This window comes from Paenibacillus sp. BR1-192 (genome assembly GCF_029542445.1).
Taxonomy (GTDB): domain Bacteria; phylum Bacillota; class Bacilli; order Paenibacillales; family Paenibacillaceae; genus Paenibacillus_AQ; species Paenibacillus_AQ lautus_A.
In genome coordinates, this window is record NZ_CP120718.1 from 3,402,307 (window position 1) to 3,418,859 (window position 16,553).

The 16,553-nt window shown below is 48.7% G+C and carries 15 protein-coding genes; 11 read left to right on the forward strand and 4 right to left on the reverse strand.

What is annotated here, in order from left to right; all coding sequences use genetic code 11:
* The first annotated feature begins 13 nt into the window (after window positions 1-13).
* From P0X86_RS15135 to P0X86_RS15175, 9 genes are all read left to right on the forward strand, one after another.
* Entirely contained in the window at window positions 14-940 is a 927-nt protein-coding gene (locus P0X86_RS15135) for an ABC transporter permease (RefSeq protein WP_009590570.1), read from the forward strand.
* Window positions 940-1,836 carry a carbohydrate ABC transporter permease gene (locus P0X86_RS15140; RefSeq protein ID WP_277748869.1) on the forward strand — a complete coding sequence of 299 codons (897 nt, stop codon included), beginning with the start codon at window positions 940-942 and terminating at the stop codon, window positions 1,834-1,836. The genes P0X86_RS15135 and P0X86_RS15140 overlap by 1 nt, the downstream gene beginning before the upstream one ends.
* A 69-nt stretch (window positions 1,837-1,905) precedes the next feature.
* Window positions 1,906-3,366 (forward strand): ABC transporter substrate-binding protein, encoded by a 1,461-nt coding sequence (locus P0X86_RS15145; RefSeq protein ID WP_213578490.1) that lies wholly within the window; start codon window positions 1,906-1,908, stop codon window positions 3,364-3,366.
* Between the two features lie 320 nt (window positions 3,367-3,686).
* Window positions 3,687-4,169, forward strand: a complete 483-nt coding sequence (locus tag P0X86_RS15150; protein ID WP_192572651.1) for a DUF6530 family protein — start codon at window positions 3,687-3,689, stop codon at window positions 4,167-4,169.
* Between the two features lie 78 nt (window positions 4,170-4,247).
* Complete coding sequence (locus P0X86_RS15155; protein ID WP_277748870.1) at window positions 4,248-6,467, forward strand: AAA family ATPase; 2,220 nt, start codon at window positions 4,248-4,250, stop codon at window positions 6,465-6,467.
* A 261-nt stretch (window positions 6,468-6,728) separates the two neighbouring features.
* Window positions 6,729-7,886 carry an AI-2E family transporter gene (locus P0X86_RS15160; RefSeq protein WP_096773597.1) on the forward strand — a complete coding sequence of 386 codons (1,158 nt, stop codon included), beginning with the start codon at window positions 6,729-6,731 and terminating at the stop codon, window positions 7,884-7,886.
* 626 nt (window positions 7,887-8,512) lie between these two features.
* Entirely contained in the window at window positions 8,513-8,998 is a 486-nt protein-coding gene (locus P0X86_RS15165) for an RrF2 family transcriptional regulator (RefSeq protein WP_277749039.1), read from the forward strand.
* 100 nt (window positions 8,999-9,098) lie between these two features.
* Window positions 9,099-10,076 carry a DUF1835 domain-containing protein gene (locus tag P0X86_RS15170; RefSeq protein ID WP_277748871.1) on the forward strand — a complete coding sequence of 326 codons (978 nt, stop codon included), beginning with the start codon at window positions 9,099-9,101 and terminating at the stop codon, window positions 10,074-10,076.
* 143 nt (window positions 10,077-10,219) lie between these two features.
* Window positions 10,220-10,456 carry a DUF896 domain-containing protein gene (locus P0X86_RS15175; protein WP_009590590.1) on the forward strand — a complete coding sequence of 79 codons (237 nt, stop codon included), beginning with the start codon at window positions 10,220-10,222 and terminating at the stop codon, window positions 10,454-10,456.
* A gap of 182 nt (window positions 10,457-10,638) precedes the next feature.
* On the opposite strand, the gene P0X86_RS15180 is transcribed toward P0X86_RS15175, so the two are convergent.
* Genes P0X86_RS15180 through P0X86_RS15190 form a run of 3 tightly spaced genes read right to left on the reverse strand, consistent with a single transcriptional unit; the run spans window position 10,639 to window position 13,095 of the window.
* Entirely contained in the window at window positions 10,639-11,400 is a 762-nt protein-coding gene (locus tag P0X86_RS15180) for a DJ-1/PfpI family protein (protein ID WP_277748872.1), read from the reverse strand.
* On the reverse strand, window positions 11,397-12,035 hold the full coding sequence (locus P0X86_RS15185) for a DUF2306 domain-containing protein (RefSeq protein WP_277748873.1): 639 nt from the start codon (window positions 12,033-12,035) through the stop codon (window positions 11,397-11,399). The genes P0X86_RS15180 and P0X86_RS15185 overlap by 4 nt, the downstream gene beginning before the upstream one ends.
* A 22-nt stretch (window positions 12,036-12,057) precedes the next feature.
* Window positions 12,058-13,095 carry a DJ-1/PfpI family protein gene (locus P0X86_RS15190; protein ID WP_277748874.1) on the reverse strand — a complete coding sequence of 346 codons (1,038 nt, stop codon included), beginning with the start codon at window positions 13,093-13,095 and terminating at the stop codon, window positions 12,058-12,060.
* Window positions 13,096-13,327: 232 nt separating this feature from the next.
* On the opposite strand from P0X86_RS15190, the gene P0X86_RS15195 reads away from it, so the two are divergent.
* Window positions 13,328-14,014, forward strand: coding sequence for a response regulator transcription factor (locus P0X86_RS15195; protein WP_277748875.1), 687 nt, complete (start codon window positions 13,328-13,330; stop codon window positions 14,012-14,014).
* A gap of 1 nt (window position 14,015) precedes the next feature.
* Entirely contained in the window at window positions 14,016-15,350 is a 1,335-nt protein-coding gene (locus P0X86_RS15200; RefSeq protein WP_277748876.1) for a sensor histidine kinase, read from the forward strand.
* A 102-nt stretch (window positions 15,351-15,452) separates the two neighbouring features.
* Here P0X86_RS15200 and P0X86_RS15205 read toward each other — a convergent pair whose 3' ends face one another.
* The gene (locus P0X86_RS15205) at window positions 15,453-16,544 is read right to left on the reverse strand and encodes a GerAB/ArcD/ProY family transporter (protein WP_277748877.1); all 1,092 of its coding nucleotides are present in this window, start codon (window positions 16,542-16,544) and stop codon (window positions 15,453-15,455) included.
* Window positions 16,545-16,553: the final 9 nt, after the last annotated feature.

The window sequence follows — 16,553 nt, forward strand, 5'->3', positions numbered from 1 at the left end:
AAGGGGTGATGGAATGAGTTCGGCTGTCAAGGGATTTCTCTATGAAATAAAAAAACACAGGATCCTGTATCTCATGTGCGTGCCCGCGCTGATCGTGCTGATCATGTTCTCCTATATCCCGTTTGCCGGGATATGGATGGCGTTTACCGACTTCAATGTGGTCGACGGCATCTTCGGCAGCAAATTTGTGGGTCTGGACAACTTCAAATACTTTTTTTCGGAAAACAGCATGGGATGGAAGGTTACCTATAACACGCTGTATATCAACTTTTTCGGTCTCATCTTAGGCATTATCATTCCTGTCAGCATTGCCATTCTGATCAATGAAATCCGGCATAAGGCCTACAAAAAGATCGCGCAAAGCATGATGTTTTTTCCGTATTTCATATCTTGGGTCGTTGTCGGTGCGATTCTGTACGGAATCTTCTCCACGGATGTGGGCGTAGCGAATCATATTTTGAAGTTCTTCGGTGCAGAGCCGATCTCCTGGTACTCGGAGCCAAAGTATTGGAAGTGGATCATCATTCTGTCGAGCGTCTGGAAATGGAGCGGATACAGCTCCATTGTCTACATGGCGGCGATGTCCAATTTTGACGGGAGCCTATACGAAGCGGCCAAGGTGGATGGCGCCAACAAATTGCAGCAAATTCTTTACTTGACCGTGCCCATGCTGAAGCCAACGATCATCGTATTGAGCTTGCTGAGCGTCGGACGAATCTTCTACGGGGACTTTGGGATGATTTACGGTATCGTTGGCAACAACCCGGTCCTGGCTGAAGAAGTAACGGTCATCGATACCTACGTTTATCAGTCGATGCGTACGCTGGGCTTTTCTTACTCGACGGCCATCGGGCTATTCCAGTCATTGATGGGCTTGATCCTGATTACGGCTGCTAACAAATCCGCTAAGAAAATAAACGACGGAGAGGGTCTATTTTGATGATGGAAAAGAATAGATTGCTTGGCGATAAATTGGTGATTGGCTTTGCCTATGCATTCATTGGCTTATTCGCACTCGTTTGTCTGTATCCTCTTGTGTTAACGTTAAGCGTGTCCTTTTCTTCGGAACAGGCCGTTGCAAGAAACGGATATTCGATCATCCCTCTGAGCCCGAGCATGGATACATATAAATATATCTTTGTTAATAGTGGGATGAAACTGCTCAAATCCTACGGCGTTACCCTGTTTGTAACCACTGTGGGGACGTTCGGGGCTCTGTTGATTACCAGCATGATTGCATTTTCCCTATCTATCAAAAAGCTGAAATACCGCAACGTGCTCGCTTTCATTAGCAACTTTACGATCATCTTCTCGGCCGGCTTGATACCGTGGTACATGGTCAGCGTCAATTATTACGGGTTGAAGAACAGCATTCTGGCTTTGATCCTGCCGTCCATATTCAGCGTATGGAACATGTTTCTGATGCGAACGTACTTTGCAAGCATTTCTCCATCTTTATATGAAGGGGCCGAGATGGACGGCGCCAATTATTTTACGATCTATGTCAAAATAGCCCTTCCGTTAAGCAAAACCGCACTGCTGACGGTCGGCTTAATGTATGCGCTTCAATATTGGAACGATTGGTGGCACGCGCTGATCTTCATTAACGAACGCGATTTGTTTCCGCTGCAGTATTTCCTCTACAACATTCTGTCGAACGTCAATGCGATAAGTTCCGGACGAATTCCGTCAGGGGCATCAGGCAACATCACATTGCCTGCCGAAACCGTGAAGATGGCCATTACGGTCATCACGATCGGTCCGATCATTTTCCTGTATCCTTACATTCAAAAATACTTCGTGCACGGGATTATGGCCGGAGCGGTAAAAGAATAGACACCTGCGTGGTTATTGGCCGATTCAGGCTTTTAACATAGATTAACCATTTCATAGGGAGGGTCTTTCATGAAAGCAAAAAAAATGCTGATCTTGTTGGTTTTATTGATCGCATCCGTTTCGGTAATGGCAGGATGCAGCGGCAAAAAAGAGGGGGCAGCCGCGCTCGAAACCGTCACGATTTTGTATCCGGGGGAACGAAGCGATCGCATGAACGAATTTTTAAACAACGAATTCGCAGAGAAAATGGCTGCCGATCTCGGTCTAAAGGTCGAAGTCATATATGTGCCGTGGGCCCAGTATTGGGAACAGAAAGATATCATGCTGGCCGCGAACGAACCGATCGATTTGTATTGGGATGGTCTTCCGGATCTTTCCACGATCGTCAACAAGAAACAAGCCATGGTTCTGGATGATTTAATCCAGGAATATGGTCAGGATATGTTGAAAGTTTTGCCGATGGAACAGCTTCAAGGCGCAACCATCGATGGGAAAATTCACGGCATTCCGTCGGCCTATGCACCGTCCTCGGCCATGTACCAGCTGGTTGCCGTCCGACAGGATATACTGGAAGCCGTGGGGATGACCGACGTGAAGACACCCGACGATTTAAAAGAATTCGCGACCAAGGCGAAAGAGAAGTTTCCTGAAATGAAAGGACCCGCCGACATTATCTTTAAACCGTTGACTCGGTACTTTACCGATGAACAATATAACTGGATCGCCGTCGAAGATTTGGTTGTATTCGGGGAAGACAGCAAGAAAGCATACAGCTATTATGAAACGGAAGCATTCCAGGAAGTGGCGAAATTTAACCGGGGAATGTATGAAGCAGGTTTATACACAGAGGATTTGACCATCAAATACAACGAGAGAGACTCCCGCATGCAGACCGGCCTATATTTATGGGTGGAAGGATCACTGGGCAAGGAAATGGAAATCGTCGATGCCATCAAAGCCAATGCCCCGGATGCCGAAGTTAAGACCTATCTGCTAGCCGAGGATAAGCCGCGTTATGTGACCGCCACAGGCGGGGAAGTTCTGGGCATTCCAGTCAATGCTCCGAATCCGGAAGGAGCCATGAAGTTTGTGAACTGGATTTATAAATCCAAGGAAAATTACCAGTTTGCTCTCTATGGCGTCGAAGGCAAGGACTACGAGATCGTGGACGGAAGAATCAATAAGCTCACCCCGAGTGAATTCTTCTATGAATGGATGTTTAGAAACCAGAATTACCAATTGTTCGGGCCGAACGTGGCCCAGGAATCCATCGATCAATATAAGAGCTGGGATGATCAGGCTGTTCGATCCGAATCCTTGGGATTCCGATTCAATAACGAAAAGGTTAAGTTGATCGAGACATCCTTGAAAGAAGTCGCAGGCAAAGATCTAGCTGCGATCCGTTCCGGATTTGTCGATTTTGAGACAGAGTATCCCAAAGCGATCCAGAAGCTGAAGGCGGCTGGGATTGACGAGTATGTCGCCGAGATACAGCGTCAGCTGGATGAATTCTTGGCAGCTAAACAATAGGGGTTTCTCCGTGTTCCAGCAACGAAGCGGCTGAAATTGAGAACTGTCGGTGAAACAGACCATACCATCATTAATTCCGAAGAAGTATCTCCTGAACATGGGGATGCTTCTTTTCTTTTTTGTTCAATTCATAAATTCACGCTTTGCTGGGCGTTACCAGTCAGGTATTTACAACAAAATAAAATATGTCTATTATATAAATAGATGAATAATAAAAATGTTTATCATAATAATCATTAATCATTACTTATATGTTCTATGGCAAACGATGCGCTTGAAATGTTTATGTAAGATCCATTTTTGAGAAAAGAGGAGAAATGATGGACATACACGCTTCTATGAATCATAAGCCTGTCATTGTGTCGGATAATTACGGGGAGGTCGATGGGCGGTTTGCGGGCGCCACCGATGTCAGGGCGTTATCCCTCGGACTGTCTCAGGGAAACGAGGAAGGCCAGGCAAATGTTGCCGCCAGAGTGTGGAGAAATGTGGACGAGCAAGCAACCGAACAATCGTTAGAGCTTCCGATTCATCGCATTCTGGATTTGTCTATTCTCGTTTGCAGCGCACTGGCGCATTTTAGCGAAGCCTATCGATACGAGCAGCTCTATGATCCGCAGAATCCCGTGATCGACCGGATCGGGCTGCAGGGAAGCGCCATGACGGTAGCCGTATGCACGGACAATGAACAGATCCATGAAGATATCAGGCTGTTTAACGAGGCTTTGAGCGATAACGGCGAGATGATTGGTGAAAGACTGCGGACATTAACCAGAGCATTGAGAGAATTGGGGTACGAATAATGAGGAGGCATCCCGGATAGCGGGGGAATGGAGCGAGAGTATCCTTCCACGCTGGGAAAAGCTTGGAGGAGATAGGTTATGCTAGAACAGAATGACAATGAATATTACGTGCTGTCTCCCGGGAGAGCATTGACCGAAGAAGAAAAGAGCCTTGTCTGGACAAAACCGTTAACGCATAAAGGAAGTGAGGAAGAACGGCGAATCTCGAATGAAATTAAGCGGAATTGGGATCGGGGCGAGATGAAAATCGCCAATGTTTTGTTAGAGGGGGATGCCGGATCCGGAAAGACGCAGCTCGCCAAATCTTTATCCGCGAACTTCAGGCTCCCCTACACCAAAGTCACATGTTTTGCCGATATGGATAAATCGGATATTATCGGAGCCATTTTACCGGTCATTACTTCCGATCAAATAGAGTACTTGGAACCTGCCGATCAGGCTGCCTTGAAAGCCCTATACGATAGTGACGGCTTTCGAAGTTCGACGGAGATTCTAATGGAGGCTTTGGGAATTTCGCGGGAGCTTGCTTCGGCGAAGATGAAGCATGTATTGAAGCTGGCCGCGAATGCCGCAGAGAATAAGGCGGTAGAATATCGATTTTACGCTTCCGAGATCGTCAGAGCCTTTCAGAACGGCTATCTGCTGGAAATACAGGAACCGAACGTGATACGTGATGCTGCCGTATTAATGGCGCTGAATTCCGCGCTGGAGCCCGGCGGCACGCTGAATTTGCCGATGGGTATCGTGCACAGGCATCCGGATTTCATTGCGGTGATCACGGCCAACCGCAGTTATGCGGGATCCAGGCCGCTAAATGAAGCATTGCGAGACAGGATACAGCATTCGGAGAAAATGGATCTGCCGACCAAGGATATGATGATGGAGCGCGCAAAGGCCAAAATCGGCTGCGAGGACGATGAAATGCTGGACATCCTCGCAAGGGTCATCATTCTGTTGGACAAAACAGCCCGGGCCAATGCCATTAAGGGGGTTGCCGGCATGCGTTCCTATTTCTATTGGGCGGATGCCGTGGCTCAGGGATCTTCTGCAAGAGAATCCCTTTATCACAAAGTGATCTACAAGATTACGACCGATCCGGAAGAAATCAAACTGCTGGAAGATGCGCTGGAAGGCCAAGGCCTGTTGGGGCTGCTGGACGAAATTTCGGTTGAACCCCCAAGCAAACGAAGAGGGGATGCCGTGGAGATCTCAACCTGGGAAATCGATATGGATGTTGACTCCAATCCGGATCAGCAAGCCGGGGAAGAAGGGGTCCGCTTAAAAAAATCCGCTGAGAGCGAAGGCAGCACATCCGTTTCATCGGATGAATCAGCGGAGATGGAGAGCACGGATTCGGGCGAGGAGGGCAAGCCGAATTATCACCAGGCTAATCCTGAGCCCATGTCGGAAGAGGAGAAGCAGAAGGAACGGGATTTCCGCAAGAAGCTGAATCGGGTTTCCAGAGAAATCGTGTCCGATTCCCTTCATCGGTCGGTAAAGCTGATCGTTCATCGCCCTGATTATGATCCGAACCTACAGGAGGAATATGGGCGGTTAAGTCAGGGGCTTATGCCGGTTGTACGGGAGATCGCCAGAAAAACGCTGCCGCTCTTGGAGCACGAAATCACCGCGGAGTATGCCAAAAATCAATACTATGGATCAAAATTTCAGGCAGACAGCGTAGCCTACCGGGACTTCAGGTTATTTGCCAAGAAACGTCCTCCGACTGAATCCCCTGGTCTTGTGGTCGGACTGAGGGTCGATGAATCCGCATCGATGGCTGCGTTCGGTAGATTGGAGGCAGCCAAGCGTGCGGTCATTGCGGTCTATGAATTTTGTCAGATTTGCCATATTCCTGTTCTGATCTACGGCGATACGGCCGATGTGTCCCGCTTGGAGCAGATGTCGATCTTCGCTTATGCCGACTACGATCATCCGGATGTTCGCGATCGCTTCAGGTTGATGGGAATCCGCGCGAGAAGCAACAATCGGGATGGTATGGCGTTAAGGATCATGGCGGAACGGCTGGCAGCTTCACCGAAGCAGACCAAGCTGCTGATCAGCATCAGCGACGGGCAGCCTAAGGCGATGGAAGACTATACCGGAAGTCTTGCCATTCAAGACATGCAGCAGACCTTATCCGAATATGAAAGAAAAGGAGTCAAATTTCTGGCTGCCGCCATCGGACAAGACAAGGATGTCATTAGCCGGATTTATGGTGCCGAGAGGTTTCTGGACATTACCAACCTGAATGAGCTGCCCGCAAAATTAGTGCGCATCATTTCTCGGTACTTATAAAACCGTGGGTAAAGCGTGTTCGTACAGCTTAAGCCTGTGTGTCTTCATGACACGCAGGCTTATTCCATCATGAGATGACCGACCATAAAAACGAACCCTCATGCTGGCCCTTGGTTGACTGGACATGTGCCCTGGAGAAACATTATAGTTAAAAGAATGGAGTTAGCGAAGCTGTGCTCGATTATCTTGACGCCATGGGTGGCTTGCATCGATGCAAGTTTTGTGTCTGGAATCGATAAACCTAAATAAGGGAGGACATATATGGAGCAACCTCGCATTTGGCCGGATCGGTTCAAGCGCTTTTTTCTAAACAATAAGTTTGTGCTGCTTTTGCTTGTTCTGTTGCTGGTCGGTTTAAACGTCATGGTATTAAGCAAAATCTCGTTTGTTCTGCATCCGATCGCGGTTCTGATCAAGACGATCGTGCTGCCGATCATTTTATCCGGAATCCTGTATTATTTGCTGAATCCCTTGGTGGATATGATGGAAAAAAGGAAAATCAAACGCGGATGGTCCATCCTGATATTATATCTGTTGATTGCCGGAATTTTGACGGTTGTGGTGCTGGCGGTCATTCCGGTGCTCCGCACCCAGATTATGAGTCTGATAGACAATTTCCCGACGTACAGCGAGAAAGTCAGGCAGCAGTTTGAAGAGCTGACCGGCAGCCAGTTGTATAGTCAGCTGCAAGAAGCCGTGAACATCAACTCCCAGGAATGGTGGGGCACGATAACGCAGAAAGCAACCGAAATCCTGAACTCGACATGGAGCAAGGTAGGCGGTTTCCTTGGCGCGTTTACGGAGATCGTGTTGTCGATCATTACGGTTCCTTTTGTCCTGTTCTATATGCTGAAAGACGGCAAAAAGCTTCCTCGGAAAATCTTGTCGTTCCTGCCGACCCAGAGTCGTTCGGGGATCCTGCATGTGCTTCAGGATATCAATCACCAGATCAGTTCGTTCATCCGCGGTCAGATTATTGTCAGTGTCTGCATCGGTATTCTGCTGTACATCGGGTACATGATCATCGGCCTGGATTACGCGCTTATTCTTGCCATCATCGCCTCGTTCACCAGCGTAGTCCCCTATTTGGGGCCTGCCATTGCGATCACGCCCGCGTTGATTGTGGCTCTGGTCACTTCGCCGGTGATGCTGCTGAAGATGGTGGCGGTATGGACGATCGTGCAGCTGATCGAGGGCAAATTCATCTCTCCGCAAATTATGGGCAAAACGCTGAAGATTCATCCGATTACGATTATCTTTGTCATACTGACTGCCGGTAATCTGTTCGGCGTGGTTGGCATTCTGTTGGCCGTACCCGGCTACGCTGTTCTCAAGGTTTGCGTTACCCATATATTCGAATGGTTCAAGAACACATCGGGATTATACGATCCTTCGAATGATGGCCATATGTCCAAATAACAAGGCGTGCCTATTGATGAATAGGAGGCGTAACCTTGATAAACTTTAACCGAGATCTATAGAAGCGTATGAAGCTGCGCTTGCGAAGCCGCCGTTTTGGCGGCTTTTTCATGTTCGAGGTTCCGGAGTAAAGCTTAATCGTAGACGCTTTAAACATGGGTGAATTATGTGAAAGCGGCTTTAAAGAGAGCTGCTTTACGCGAGAGCTTCGAAGAGTTAACGTTTGAAGCTCCGCGTACGTATCGTTCCTCCAATCGCTGTTGTCGCCGAATTTCTGGATTGTATGATAGGGGTTGAAATTCGGCTCCAAAGGCGACCGCTCCGCTTTTCCTGAATCGATTCGTCCTCTTCACTGCTTCGAAGCTAATGGATTGCCAGGTCACTGGAGAAGAGCACATCTCCCACAAGGGTGGTGGGAGGTAGGAGAGCCGCCCTAAGCATAAAATATGGCGGCTCTTGAAGGTAATATCTTTTAATGATTCTTGCTTGGTCCTGGTCTTTGTTGTTTGAGGAAGTCGCCATGGTTTATCCCGTCTTCGCGGATTCATTGCAAATAAGAAACTGAATCAATATAATGGATATCATGGGTCTATGGTAAATAAAATAAAGCAAAGGAGGAAACCGCCATACAGTTTTCCAAAAGCGTTGACTATGCTCTGCACGCCTTAATACATCTGGCTCAATCGGAGCGTGACCACAACATCGGAATCAAGGAGCTGTCTGCGACACTAGGCGTTTCGGAAAGCTATTTGTCCAAAATCATGTCCAAGCTGAGACAGGACGGAATCGTGCGTGCCGTGCCGGGGGTAAACGGTGGCTATGAGCTGGCAAAGCCGGCCCGGCAGATTACATTTTTAGAAGTGATCCAAGTGATCGAAGGAAGGCAGCAGCTGTTTGAATGCTCCAATCTCAATTCGCAGCAGCATCGATTGCTGACCGAAGAGAAGCCTAGCGACAGGAACGAAGACAAGTCGGGTGCTTGCGTATGTCTGGTCAAACAGGTGATGGACGGTGCGGAACGGCAGTTGAATCAATACTTGGAGGAGCAAACGATCCAATCGGTATTGGAGGCTGCTTCCAAACGCGGCAGCTGCTCGACTAACAAGAAGTGACGAAACAGTTGAACTTCGCTTCGGAGGGATCCTTATCGATAAGCTATACGAGAAATTGCAAGGGTTTGGGGAAAGAGAGAATTGGCTTTTACTCCGTCGGTTGCTGAACACAGCGATCCAGGATGCCACGAACGTCGGGCATGAAGAGAAAAGGGCTGCTGAGCGATTGTACAAGCTGATCGAACATCATGCAGAGATCGTTCACCATGAGCGGCTGCAGGAGGAGAATCTCCAAACGCATGTTCATATCATTTTCAGTCTCTCGAATGCCGGTTCATTAAAAGTGGCGCTCAGTAAGGTGGGGAATCGGGAGAAATCCCGCGTATTAGCATTTAATGAATGCTTTTCCACCGGCCCTATCAGGGATTTAAGCACAGCGGAAGGGCAGCAGCGCAGGCTAATCTGGTTGATGGAACATGACAGAGATTACTACTCTTCTTACACGAGCAATCTGGAACACCAAATCGAGCGCATGATAGAAACGCTAAAAACCATACCGGAGAGCAAGACCGTAGTCATATGGTGCGCGGATAACGCCCATGATCAAACCGGGCTTCGCTTTGCATCGTACTTGCTGAGGGAGCGGAAACGCCCCGTTCATGTGGTGAATGTGACGCAAATTCTCAAAGAATCGAGTTTGCAGCAGAACAAGGGCGAGACTCCAGTCTATCAATCCAGGATCGAGCGGGAGATTTACATTGAAATCGTTAAAACTTATGGTGATGGGATTCCGCTGGACTCGGATCTAAGGAGACGGTACGAATCCGAATGGCTGGAGCTGGCAGGACAGGATCATGTTCTTCGATTCTGGGAAGAGGACAGGGTCATCGGCTGCGAAGAGGATCGAATGGATGCGCTTATCTTACAATCGGTCGCTGAACTGCAAGAGGAGCACCATTCTGGTGATCTTGTTAAAGCAGGGGACGTCTTAGATCGTATATTCGAAATTTCACGCCAATTCGTAAGTTATTCTTATATCGTGCACAGAATCTGGTTTTTAGTCAGTGAGGGGGTCCTCATGTTCAAGGGGTTACCGGGCTTTCCCCATCAATTTTCGATAGGTTTGCCTAAAGCTTAAGGAGCCGCCAAATGGGCGGCTTTTTTGATTTGGCTGGAAAATCCATTCGCATTGGCATGGTTTCCTTGGATTAGTTGCAACCAAAGGTTATTTACAGTAAACTGTCTGTTACAACTTGTTATACGGAAGGATGAAAGATAACCATGACCATACCTTCATTGCATAGAATTAATGAACTGAGCCGCAAGCAGAAGACCGAAGGTCTGAGCCAAGAAGAATATACTGAACAGCAGCAGCTTCGTCAGGAATATTTGCAAGCCATCCGAGGGCAGGTTCTCTCGACCATGTCTACGTTGAAAGTTGTGGACCCGAATGGCGAGGACGTTACCCCGGAGAAACTGAAAATTACGCAAAAACAGAATACGTCAAAGCTCCATTAAGCTTCGTGCTTGGTTAGTTTCTGTTTTGGATTCATTGGTCTCCGCACCCGCACAGGGATAGGCAAACGTTTACCCTGTGTATGGTGTGGAGATTTTTTGGTGCGGAATGAACTATATATATCACCAGATAGTTAGAGCTAAAGAACGAGTTACGGTTGATTTTTGCTTTGTAAACTACCAGTTTAAAAGTTGATCGGTGCAATGCCCTCAGCTTGCCAAACTGTACCTCTTCGTTCGTACTCGAATAACTGTTCAACAGCATTTGCGATTTGAGGTCCCAATTCACGCTCAACCAAATATAGGGAAACATCAAGTCCAGATGTCACACCGCCACCAGTCACCAGGCGAGGACCATCTTCAACGACTCTTGCATCAATCGGATTTGCACCGAGAGCTTTCAGTGCAGTCATTCCGATCTGATTGGTAACGGCGTGTCGATCCTTCAACATGCCGCCCATAGCAAGCAGCAATGAACCTCCACAAACGGTGGCAACCGTAACATCCTTATTATCCATGGACTTTTTTAACATCGCAGGGAGACGGGTTTGCAGGGCTCCTTTTAACACATTCGGAATGGCATCTTCCGAATTGCCTGCTGGTTTACCCGAAGCTCCAGGAACCAAGATAATTCCGGAGCGATTAGGGTCTAAGACGGCTTCGGCTTTGAGGGAAGGGCCATTCAAACCGCTCTGGACCGAGCGCTTGCCTTCTGCGGATACCAATTCCACGGTAACTTTTCCTCCAGAGTACATTCCAGCTGCAGCGAATACTTCATATGGGGCCAGCGCATCCAGCAGATCAAACCCATCAAACAATACGATTTGAACATGCAGATTTCTGTTTTTGAACTCATCTTGATTCTTATTCGCTTTCGCGCTTGCAGCCGGAGCAAACAAACTAAGTATCAGTGTTAACGACATAAGTAAACTAATCATTTTTTTCATTCGATTACCCATTCCTTTCGTTTCGTTCTGATGATGATTTCAGGAATAACGATCAGCAGTGCAATAGAGCCGTAGAGGCCAATGGTGTAGCTTGTGGCGTAAACCAAACCGAAACCCTGATGAACAAGGGAAGTGATAAGATGAATCAACAGGTTCGTGAAGCAGAAGGCGTAACTCCGGATCATCCAGTTCCGGTGCCGGTCGATTCGTTTCCTCTTGATCTGGATGAGCGCCGTAATGGTGACAAACAGCCAGATCAGATTGAGCGCGTTGAATCCCATGCTGCTGATTTTTCCGCCGGTGGCGTAAGGCGCCATATATCCGGAGGTCAGGACAACCAGCAGTACGGACACGAGGTAAACGTAGCCGTTGAAACGATGGAACCTGCGGCTTTTTTCAAACATTCGATTGGAAAAGTTGATCAAGCCCGACGCCATGGCCAGACATGCAAATCCAACATGAACGTACATGACATTCAACCAGACCGGAAGATTCAGCTCCCGCTTCAGCCCGGTTTTACGGCTTAAAAAACCAGCGGCACCGGGATCGATCCAATAGTTTTTGACCAGGGCGTATAGAATAAACACAAGGCTGACACAGGCCAGCAGCAGGTATAATGATTTCCGTTTCTTCATGCAGTTCCACAACCTCCGAATCTTAAGAAACCCGTGTTCCGGTTAATTTGGATGCCGGCAGCATGCCGGCCTTGGCGGTTCCGGTCATAATATCTCCGTCCGCGGTAACTTCGAATTTCAGGTTCAGGCGCATGGGCTTCGTGATGGGAAGCGACCAGGCCAGCTTGCCGTTCTGAAGCACAGGGCTCCTGAATCGGATGGTTTCATCTCCTTGCGTTGCCGTTCCTTCGATGATGTCGTTCCTTGCCGATATGGAAAGCCTGACTTCCATTTTCCCCACAGGCGTAGCGATCATCGTATCCCAATCCCCTTCGAATATAGATGCCTGCGTGAGTTGGTGACCCGAGGCTGCGTTAGTAAACGCCCCATGGTTCGCTGCTGCGTTCGGTTCGCTGTCGTCCGGCAAAGACATCTGCGTGCTTGGTGCCAGACCGATCCCCTTCCAAACCGTTCCTCTTCGTTCGTACTCGAATAACTGCTCTACCGCGTGCGCGATGCGCGGTCCGAGTTCCCGTTCCACCAAGTACAGTGCCACATCAAGCCCGGATGTGACACCGCCGCCGGTAACGAGGCTGCCGTCGTCCACGACCCGTGCCTTGATCGGGACTGCCCCGGTTGCACCAAGCAAGCCCATGCCGAGGTGATGCGTTACCGCAGATCTCCCTTCCAATAGTCCGCCCATAGCCAGCAGCAGAGAGCCGCCGCATACGGTAGCGACTACGATGTCCTGCCGGTCGAGTGCCTGCCCGATCATACCGGTCAATTCGGTATTCATGGCCCGGCCCAAAATAGCAGGGATCGAATCGGGACCCTCTCCGTCGACCTCGCCCGACGCTCCCGGTACGAGAATGATGCCCGCGCATTCCGGATTCAGTCGGCTGCTCGCTTCAATTTTTAATCCGTAAACGCCGCTAGCCACAGTCCTAGACCCTTCAGCCGTGACCAATTTCACGTTTAACTCATGTTCTGCAAACGACGCTGCCGCGCAAAAAACCTCGTAAGGCGCAATGGCATCCAGCAGGTCGAAACCATCAAATAACACGATTTGTACAGTTAGCATATAGATCCTCCCGTCTTTGATGCGATGACGAATCGCGTAGATTCGGCTGAATTGCCCGAACGACCTCCCGAATGAAGTCCCGTCCGTGTTCGCAAATAGAAGTTTAACAAACGAATATCTCAAACGAAGTCGTAAAAAGGTCACAAAAGTATAAACAAACCATCACAATTCATGGACTCTCGTCGGTTCCTGCAAAAAAAATGATAAACTAGATGGCAAAGGTGGGATTTTCATGAGCGGAGACAATACGATACTCGTTGTAGACGATGACCAAAGCATCGTCGAACTATTAAGGGACTTTCTTGAGAATGACAGCTTTCACGTGAAGACTGCTTGTGATGCGGAGGAGGCGTGGGCCATATTCCAACAGCATCCCATTCAGTGCATGGTTCTGGACATCATGATGCCGGGACAAAATGGATTTGAGCTGTGCCGCCGGATTCGGGCGGAAAGCCCTGTTCCGATTCTCTTCTTGAGTGCCCGCAGCGACGACGTGGACAAAATCCGGGGGCTGACGCTCGGCGGCGACGATTATATCGTCAAAACGGCTTCTCCCGCGGAGATCGTTGCCCGTGTGAAAGCCGTACTGCGACGCTCCGCGACCCGGCTGCCAATGGAGGAGCGGGTGTTGGATTACGGCCGCCTCCGGTTAAATTTGTCCACAAGAGAAGTAGTCGTGGATGGCAATAACGTCGTGCTCACGCCGAAGGAGTTCGAACTGCTGCGAGTATTCGCAGAGCATCCTAGACATGTTTTCACCTATGACCAACTGCTTGCGAAATTTTGGGACGGGGTGGGCGACAGGCATACGATCCGCGTCCATCTCAGCCGGCTGCGCGAGAAAATCGAAGCTGATCCGAACCAGCCGCAATTCCTCGTTAACGTGTGGGGAGTAGGCTATCGCTTTGAGGGTCGTTGACATGAAGAAGCTGCGCATTCGAACCTTTACCATGCTTTGCTTTTTCTTTATCCTTCTGTTACCGTGGATCTTTTTTGTCACTGCCCATTTTATGGAGACCAAGACGCTCAGCTTCGAAAAAGGGCGTCTGCAAAATGAGACGCTGCAAAGTAATTTATCGGAAATGATACACTTCATTGAAGCAGGCTCCGGCCAATGGACGGAACCGGCTTGGCAAAATCAATTGAAAACGGCGCTCCATGAAGCGAAAATGGATGTTCTTATTCAATCCGCGGAAGCGCGGGAGCTGTATCGGTCTAATCCGGAACGCAGCGGTACGTCGTTGTCAACGGAACGATTCTCCGTCATCAAGGATGGTCAATTGCTGGGCAGGGTAACTCTGTATTTGCCAAGAACCAATGAAAAACAGGTCATGTCGGCTTTTGCAGGACTGCTGCTTGCTATCTTGATTGTCGGAATGGGAATGAGACGGTTCGTGCTCAAACCGCTTGAGAAGATGGGAAATGCAGCCAGGCAAATCGCGACAGGCGATTGGAAGGCGCGGTTGCCCTCATCCAGGATCACCGAAATCGCCGAAGTACGCGATGGATTCGAAGTGATGGTGAAGGGGCTTGAGAAATCCTATCAAAAACAAGCCGAATTGGAACAGGAACGCCGATTCGTGATTGCTGCCGTTGCGCATGATTTGCAGACGCCGTTGTTTGCGTTGCGGGGTTATTTGGATGGCTTGGAACAAGGAATCGCTCAATCCCCGCAAATGGTCGCCAAATACGTAGCGGTATGCAAGGAAAAATCGATGCAGTTGGATCGTCTTGTGGAGGATCTTTTCACATTTACGAGGATTGAATATTTGGAGGCGGAACTTAGCCGCAGCCTCGTTGATTTGAGAGATGTTATCCAGAATTCGATGGACAGCCTGCGGCCTCTTGCGGCTGACAAGCATATTACCTTTACCGCACAATTCATGGGCGATTGTCTACTAAGAGGCGATACGCATTTATTGGAGCGCGCCATGAATAATCTCCTGGACAATGCCGTCAGACATACACCCTTGGGTGGTGAAATTGCTGTGCGATGCAGCAAGGACGACAACCGGATCAGGTTTACGATACTCGATAACGGACCGGGCTTCTCCTCGGCAGACCTGGAGCGCGTTTTTGAACCCTTGTACCGTGGGGAAGCGTCTCGAAGCCGATCAACTGGAGGCAGCGGTTTAGGGTTGACCATTTCACAAAGAATCATAAGGCGGCACGGAGGTGAAATAACCGTCAGCAACCATCCGGAGGGAGGAGCGCTGCTGGAAGGATGGTTACCTGCCGCAACCCCCGAACAATAGGATATGGATGGTTGTTAGTCTTATCCCTCTCAGTGACACGCTTAAAAAGCCGCGTTATTCGCGGCTTTTTTGATGAACATCCATATTGACCCAATCCACCGATCAGCCGGATTTGGATGAACGACCTCCTTTGATTAATATTATCAAAGCAAGAAGCAATGGCAGTCCGATCTGAAAGATGGGAAAGTGGTATTTCAAATTTTGAGCGAACCCGATCCAGATATGATAAATAAAGTTCGGCGAAGTGAACGATATGGTAAAAATGAAAGCACCCACGATCACGGTGGTTTTTTTATGGCTGATTTTGACCAGGCTGGAGAGACCGAGTACGGCACCGAGGTAGAATGCGGTCATTTTTACGAAAATGCCGATATAGATCAGCAGGATGATCAACGGGTCCAAACGCTCCAGAAAATCGGCGATTTCGATGAGACGAACCGACCGAAGCAGCGGAAAGGTCGATATGCTCGTTATGGAGGGATCCAGTATCGCAAGGTTTAAAATGTTGAATATCATTAAAAAGATGCCTATGAATATGTAAGAAGATAAGGAGGTCTTGGACAGCGTTTTCTTGTCATCGAGATGACTCCAAAACATGAGAAAGACCACGATTTGACCGAACGGAAAACTGATCACCTCCGGCAAAGCTGCTTGCAGCACCGGCCGGATTCCGTTTTCAAGCATGGGCATAATGCGGTCAAGGTGAATGATATTCGAACCGATGAACATGAGAACGATCAAGATATATCCGAACATCGTAAAAGGAAGCAGAAATTCCGTGACGCGAAAGAATACCTCAATGCCTTTCCAAACGGCATAACCGGACAGCAAGACCATCAAGAGAATCAGGATGTACAGCGGTGTCTTCGGGAGAAAGGAGATATTGATGATGTCCGCGAACTCGCGGGTATTTCGCATGGATTCATACGCAAAATAAACGATATAGGCTGCAGTAATAAGGGAACCCAAATATTTCCCGAAATGCCGATTTAGAATTTGGGGTAGTGCATGCTCCGAATTTTTGTTCTGGATATAGAGGTAGACGCACAACAGCAGCAATCCCGCGAGCATGGCAACCAGCACGACCAGCCAAGCATCTTGTTTAGCTTCAATCCCCAGCTCATACAAAGGGGTGCTGCCGATCATAAACAAGATGGTCATGGCTATGATTTGGTATTTTCCGATCTTCTCCATTGGGGACCT